Consider the following 6,482-nt stretch of genomic DNA (forward strand, 5'->3'; position numbering starts at 1 on the left):
ATTCAATAGGTTAGAGCGTCCTTTGTGCGTCCGAATGGACGCACGGCGCTCTAGAGCGGCTCCGCCTTTCGTGGAAACGCGAAACCGCTCTATCTATTTGTTTTGACGCATTTTCGCGGACGTCAGATGTTTCCATCTGACTGCGAAATGCTCTAATCGGCCCGGAACCGCATCATGCCGACGAGCCTGGCTTCCACGCCGTCCACCAACGGATCGGCAAGGATGCGCTTCGGATCGACCGGGCCCGGCAAAAGCAGGGTCGGCGGCACGATGGGGCGGAAGCCGAGCGGCCCGTAATAGGGCGCATCGCCGATCAGGATCACCACCTCGGAGCCAGCCCCTGCGGCGGCTTCGACGGCAATGCGCACCAGCTTGCGGCCGATGCCCCGGTTCTTGTGGGAGGGGCGGACGGCGAGCGGGCCGAGCATGTGACCGGCAGCCTTGCCGGCCCAGACCGGCGTCAGCCGCACCGAGGCAATCACTGCGTCCCCATCCAGGCAGACAAAGGACAGGGTGCGATCATGCGGGCCCTGCTCGCGGATACGGCTTGCCGTGCGCGCGAAGCGCCCGGGCCCGAAAGCCTCGTCGTTGATCTCTTCGATCGCGTTGTCGTGGGAAACCTCTTCGGGGAGGTAGCACAGTTCGCTTGTCATGGTTTTGTGAGCCTGTCGGAATTACGCAAATGAAAGCCGCCGGAGAGGTTCTCCGGTTTTCGATCTTCAATCAGCGTCGTCGCAGGATCCGCATGACAAATTCCAGTTTCAGGGCAGAACGCCACTAGCAGGAAAAAACGGCCCCGTCCAGCCGATGGACCTCAAGAGCGCGATTTCCGTTGAACCATGACACAGTGTCAAACGTTTCGGGGCTGGCAATGCTTCAGCCGAAACGTATGTAAGGGTCGAGAGAGGAATGAAAGGAGCATCCCATGGGCATGCTGGAAGACGGCGTCTGGAAGGACGTCTGGTACGACACCAAGAAATCCAAGGGCCATTTCAAGCGTGAAAGCTCGCAGTTCAGGAACTGGATCACGGCCGATGGCAGCGCCGGGCCGGAGGGAGAAGGCGGTTTTGAGGCCGAAAAGGACCGCTACCACCTCTATGTCGCGCTCGCCTGCCCGTGGGCGCACCGAACCCTGATCTTCCGCAAGCTCAAGGGCCTGGAGGATTTTATCGACGTTTCGATCGTCGACCCGCTGATGCTGGAAAACGGATGGGAATTCAAGAACCGCGACGGCGGCACCAACGACCCGATCAATGGCGCCGACTATCTCTGGCAGGTCTACACCAAGGCCGACCCGCACTATACCGGCCGCGTAACGGTTCCGGTGGTCTGGGACAAGAAGCGCGGGACGATTGTCTCGAACGAGTCCGCCGAAATCATCCGGATGTTCAATTCGGCCTTCGACAAGCTCACCGGAAACAACCTCGATTTCTACCCGGAAGAACTCCGCGGCGAGATCGATGACATCAATGCAACCGTTTATGATACGGTCAACAACGGCGTCTACAAATCCGGTTTCGCCACCACGCAGGAAGCCTATGGCGAGCATGTGACCAAGCTGTTCGAAACGCTCGACATGCTGGAGGAACGGCTCGGCGAAAACCGCTACCTCGCGGGCGACACGCTGACGGAGGCGGACTGGCGGCTGTTCACGACGCTGGTGCGTTTCGACCCGGTCTATGTCGGGCACTTCAAGTGCAATCTTAGGCGGATCGCGGACTATCCGAACCTTCAGGGCTATCTGCGCGAACTCTACCAGATGCCGGGCATCGCCGAGACGGTCAATTTCGACCACATCAAGCGCCACTACTACGGCTCGCACAAGAACATCAATCCAACGGGTATCGTGCCTGAGGGACCGATCCTCGATCTCGACGCGCCGCACGGTCGATAAGCAGAACGAAGCGCGGATCGGCTATCCCGTGCCGCTTCGCTCCATCAGCCAGTTGCGGGTCGCCTCGTAAAGCTCGGGGCCGAGCCCCTCGACGACTTCAGGCGCGAGGTCGGCAAGGCTTGTTTCGGCAAGCGAGGCCCGCCAGGCCCTGTCTGCGCGCAGCATGACCTTTGCCACGGGGCACATGTCCTTCGGGCAATAGCCTTCCGGCAGGCACGGGTTGTTGGCGCGAATATCGCGGCACAGAAACAAGGGCGCCTTGCCTTCGACCGCTTCGACAATGTCAAGAAAAGAGATGTCCTCAGGCCTGGCCGCGAGCCTGTAGCCGCCGCCAGGCCCAAGCGAGCTTTCCACGAGCCCGGCCTGGGAGAGCGCCTGCAATGCCTTCGAAAGATATTCCTTCGGAATGCCGTGGAAGGTCGCAAGCACCTTGGTGGGCAAATAGCGTCCGCGCGGGAGACCGGCTAGCACGGCCGCCGCGTGAAGGACCCATTCGACCTGATTTCTAAGCTGCATCCGCTTCCAAGCCGGCCTTATCCAGACCGTAAACCCTGTCCAGCGAGCCAGGACGGCTCTGATAGGCAATCGCCAACCTGTTCCATCCATTAATCGACACGATCACATAGGTCAATTCGGCGATCTCCCGGTCGCTGAAATAGGGCGCTAGCGCCTCGCGCGCCGAGACGGCCCTGTGGTTGTCTATCGCGCCGGTGAGCGCCTCGGCATAGGCGAGTGCCGCCTTTTCCGTGTCGGAGAACAGCGGCGATTCGGCAAAGACGGCGACATGGTAGAGACGCAACTCCCTTTCGCCGGCAATCTTGGCTTCCTTGTGATGCATGTCGAGGCAGAAGGCACAGCCATTGATCTGCGACACGCGGATATCGACGAGATGTTTCAGCCTTGCATCAAGGCTGTTCGTCCCAAGTGTTTTGGAGAAAGCGATATAGGCCTCGGCAAGAGCAGGCGTGAACCGGGCATAGGGCGGTGTAGTCATGATCTGAGTCCTTTCATCAGATTAAGGATATTTTTTATCCTTGAGGATATTTAATATCCTTAATTTGAGCGAAGTCAAGATCGCCGTGCACGGAGGCTGTTCGTGCCGGAGACTGCTTGCGGCCTGGGGCGGGCCCGTCTATGACATCTTCATGTTCAAGCTCGCTCATATTTCAGATGTCCACCTCGGACCGCTGCCGCAGCTTTCGCCGCGAGAGCTGGTCTCCAAACGCATCACCGGTTTCTTGAACTGGCACCGCAACCGGCGCAAACATCTCGGCAAAAACACGCTGGAGAACCTGCTTCTGGCGATCGCCGACGAGGCGCCGGATCACCTTGCAATCACCGGCGATCTCGTCAATCTTGCCACCACCAAGGAGATCGAGAACGCCGCCGAATGGCTGAAGAGCGTCGGTCCGGCAAAGGACGTCTCGCTGGTGCCCGGCAACCACGACGCCTATGTGGGCGGGGCCTATGCCAAGGTTGCCAGGGCCTGGCGCGACAATATGCAGGGCGATGAACACCGTCCGCTCAGCAGCACCTCGGATGCCCTCACCTTTCCTTATCTGCGCCGGCGCGGGCCCGTGGCGATTATCGGCTGTTCTTCGGCCATCGCCTCGCCACCGTTCATGGCGATCGGCAACTTCGAGAAGAAGCAGGCGCGCGCGACGGCCGAGTTGCTCAGGAAGGCCGGCGAGGAAGGCCTGTTCAGGATCGTGATGATCCACCACCCGCCGGTGCGCGGGGCGGCCGCACGTCACAAACGGCTGATCGGCATCAGGCGGTTCCGCGCCGCAGTCTCGACCGGAGGGTGCGAACTGGTGCTGCACGGGCACACCCATCTCAACACCGTCAATTTCATCGAAACGCCGCATGGCAAGACGCCGGTCATCGGCATTGCCGCGGCCGGACAGGGAACCGATGGCAAGAAGCCACCGTCTGCCTTCAACCTGATCACGGTCAGGGGGAAGCCCGGCAGGTGGGAAATGCACTGCCAGCGCCATGCGCTCGATGCTGCAAGCGGCCTCATAGAGCCGGAAAGCGCATTTGCCTATTCCTACGCTGAAGCCGCTGCGGAATAGGCGTCGATCAGTCCGTTGATGCTCAGAGACAGCGCTGTCGCAACCTTCGCGCATTCGCCGCCGCCAAGGCCGTTCCAGCCCATGGCGTTCTTTACCGCGTCCGGACAGATCCGGAAATACATCGATTGCCCCATGATCGCGAAGCTGAGCACCTTGGTCTCTTCGGCATCAGGATCTCTCCCGCTCGCGCGGCCGAGCAACTGCCCGATATGTCTGTGCAATGGCGCTGTGACCTGCGCGTAAAGCAGGTCGAAGGCTTCGCTGCGCTGGGTGATATAGCGCATCATGAAGGCGGAGATCGCCTCGGCGTCACTTCGCCCCGTGATCGGCGTCACCATGCGAAGCGCGATCTCCAGGAGTTCCTCGCGGGCGGCCTCGGCCGCGACGTCATCAGGCACCGGCTGAAGGACATCGCTTCCGAGCCGCTCCGAAATCGCGTCGATCACATAATGCGCGCAGGCGATCAGAAGCCCGGGCTTGCCGCCGAAATGATAGGCGATGCTGCCAATATTGGCCCCGGATCGTTCCGCGATCTTGCGTGTGGAGACGGCGTTGTAACCAAATTCCGCGAACAGGCGCAAAGCGGTCGAAATGATCGCCTGACGCGTGGCCGCTGCTCCCTGCAGATTATCACTCATGACGTGTTAAGTTTGCCCTCGGTTGGGCGGCGAGCCGCCCGGTTCTCGTTCTTCTTCAACGTCATTGTTCACTTGATTGATCCATACCGCAAGGCCCCTTTCCGCTTGAGCCACATTTCTGCCGTAATTTTTCCTCAGCGAAACCGGAATGCGGAGCAATCATAGTCAAACGCAAATAAGTCGGTTCCGCGTCGGTTCGACAAAGTGAACGCAGCCCCTTGTTTCCGGCCTTTACAAGGGGCAATATCGCGCGCGAACTTCGCGCTACGGGGCATCAGGTCCGGTTCCGGTCGCCATTCATATTTTCAAGGAAACGATGGACATCTCCGTCAAAACCAACAAATCAGCCGATGTCAGCGGTCGGAAGCGCGCGAAACGCTGGTTGCCAGCCCTTGCCTGTTGCGGCTTTCTCGGCATTGGCATCGCCATCGGCGCGATCCTGTCGCGGGATACCTCGAGCGCGACGGAAACGGTTGACCTGTCTCTGGAACAATCGAACGACTGGATCGACGATGTCTGCGCCAATTTCCGCATCTTCGGCAGAAAATATCAGCCGATAACGGATATCGGGCCTCAGGATACCGCAGCCGTTGCCGACCTCGTGCAGCGCACGACCGGCCTCGACGTGAGCGTTCCAAGCTTCGAGGAGGGCGCGCGGATCTTTGAAGGCGCACGCATCGTCGCCGTCGACCGCACGCCGGGCGTTGAACTCTTCTATCGCAACAATGCGGGCGACCTGCTTTCGGTCTTCATCCTCGCGCGCCCGGCGACGCTCGACAACGAGATCACCGATGTCCAGGAGACCATCCGCGACAATCTCACCGTCGCCTGGTGGCAGGGAGAACGCGCGCTCGTCGCCATCGTCGGCCCGTCATCAGACACCGATATGCCGGCGCTCGCACAATCGGCCTATCTGAAACTGTAAGATTGCAATTGAGGGAACGGACGGCGCCAGCCCTGCCGGCGCCGTCATGATGTGTCTACGCGCCCTTGGCGAGGATCTGGTTCGCCGCCGAGACGATCGCCTCCAACGATGCCGCCACGATATTGGTGTTGATCCCGGCGCCGAACATGCGGCCGCCGTCATATTTCACCTCGACATAGGCAATCGCCTTTGCGTCCGAGCCGTGGTGGAGCGAGTGTTCTGAATAGTCTTCTACCGACAGGTTGATGCCGAGATAGGCAGACAGCGCATTGACGAAGCCATCGACCGGGCCATTGCCCTTTGCGTCGATCCGCTTCTTCTCGCCATCGTCCGAGATTTCAGCCGTCACGACGCGCACGCCCTTTTCCGCACCCTGCGGATAGGTGTGGTGATCGATGAACTTGATGCGGCCTTCCGGCTGATCGACATAATGCTCCATGAACACGTCATAGATGCGCTTCGACGGCAGTTCGCGGCCCTCTTCGTCGGTGATCTTCTGGATCAGTTCGCGGAAGGCCACCTGCAGGCCGCGCGGCATGTTGATGCCGTAGTCGCTCTGCATGATATAGGCGATGCCGCCCTTGCCCGACTGGGAATTGATGCGGATGATCGCCTCATAGGTGCGGCCCACGTCCTGCGGGTCGATCGGCAGGTAGGGCACTTCCCAGACCGGCTTGTTGGCGACCCGGATCGCCTTCATCCCCTTGTTGATCGCATCCTGATGCGAGCCGGAGAAGGCCGTGTAGACCAACTCGCCGACATAGGGGTGGCGTTCCGGGATCGTCATCTGGTTCGAATATTCGTAGACGTCCTTGATGCGCTCGATCTCGGAACAATCCAGTTCCGGATCAACCCCTTGCGTGAACATGTTGAGCGCCATGGTGACGATATCGACATTGCCGGTGCGCTCGCCATTGCCGAACAGCGTGCCCTCGACGCGGTCGGCGCCG

Annotated in this window: 8 protein-coding genes; 3 read left to right on the top strand and 5 right to left on the bottom strand. The window is 60.2% G+C overall.

Annotated elements, in window-relative coordinates:
• Positions 1 to 152 precede the first annotated feature (152 nt).
• The gene (locus AC5DC2_RS17295) at positions 153 to 653 is read right to left on the bottom strand and encodes a GNAT family N-acetyltransferase (protein ID WP_024706166.1); all 501 of its coding nucleotides are present in this window, start codon (positions 651 to 653) and stop codon (positions 153 to 155) included.
• A 272-nt stretch (positions 654 to 925) separates the two neighbouring features.
• On the opposite strand from AC5DC2_RS17295, the gene AC5DC2_RS17300 reads away from it, so the two are divergent.
• Positions 926 to 1,894, top strand: a complete 969-nt coding sequence (locus tag AC5DC2_RS17300) for a glutathione S-transferase family protein (protein ID WP_036235522.1) — start codon at positions 926 to 928, stop codon at positions 1,892 to 1,894.
• A gap of 21 nt (positions 1,895 to 1,915) precedes the next feature.
• Here AC5DC2_RS17300 and AC5DC2_RS17305 read toward each other — a convergent pair whose 3' ends face one another.
• Together AC5DC2_RS17305 and AC5DC2_RS17310 are read right to left on the bottom strand one after the other, a co-directional pair.
• Entirely contained in the window at positions 1,916 to 2,410 is a 495-nt protein-coding gene (locus AC5DC2_RS17305; RefSeq protein ID WP_491699372.1) for an RrF2 family transcriptional regulator, read from the bottom strand.
• Positions 2,400 to 2,888, bottom strand: a complete 489-nt coding sequence (locus AC5DC2_RS17310) for a carboxymuconolactone decarboxylase family protein (RefSeq protein WP_491699373.1) — start codon at positions 2,886 to 2,888, stop codon at positions 2,400 to 2,402. The genes AC5DC2_RS17305 and AC5DC2_RS17310 overlap by 11 nt, the downstream gene beginning before the upstream one ends.
• Before the next feature lie 151 nt (positions 2,889 to 3,039).
• On the opposite strand from AC5DC2_RS17310, the gene AC5DC2_RS17315 reads away from it, so the two are divergent.
• On the top strand, positions 3,040 to 3,969 hold the full coding sequence (locus tag AC5DC2_RS17315; RefSeq protein ID WP_024706168.1) for a metallophosphoesterase family protein: 930 nt from the start codon (positions 3,040 to 3,042) through the stop codon (positions 3,967 to 3,969).
• Here the strand turns inward: AC5DC2_RS17315 and AC5DC2_RS17320 are convergent.
• Positions 3,945 to 4,607, bottom strand: coding sequence for a CerR family C-terminal domain-containing protein (locus tag AC5DC2_RS17320; protein WP_491699374.1), 663 nt, complete (start codon positions 4,605 to 4,607; stop codon positions 3,945 to 3,947). The two genes, AC5DC2_RS17315 and AC5DC2_RS17320, sit on opposite strands and share 25 nt — an antisense overlap.
• A 316-nt stretch (positions 4,608 to 4,923) precedes the next feature.
• On the opposite strand from AC5DC2_RS17320, the gene AC5DC2_RS17325 reads away from it, so the two are divergent.
• Positions 4,924 to 5,532, top strand: coding sequence for a hypothetical protein (locus tag AC5DC2_RS17325; protein WP_491699375.1), 609 nt, complete (start codon positions 4,924 to 4,926; stop codon positions 5,530 to 5,532).
• 55 nt (positions 5,533 to 5,587) lie between these two features.
• Here the strand turns inward: AC5DC2_RS17325 and AC5DC2_RS17330 are convergent.
• Positions 5,588 to 6,482, bottom strand: an 895-nt coding sequence (locus tag AC5DC2_RS17330; protein WP_491699376.1) for an alpha-isopropylmalate synthase regulatory domain-containing protein, incomplete at its 5' end; no start/stop codon positions are given.

Source organism: Martelella sp. (assembly GCF_984369615.1).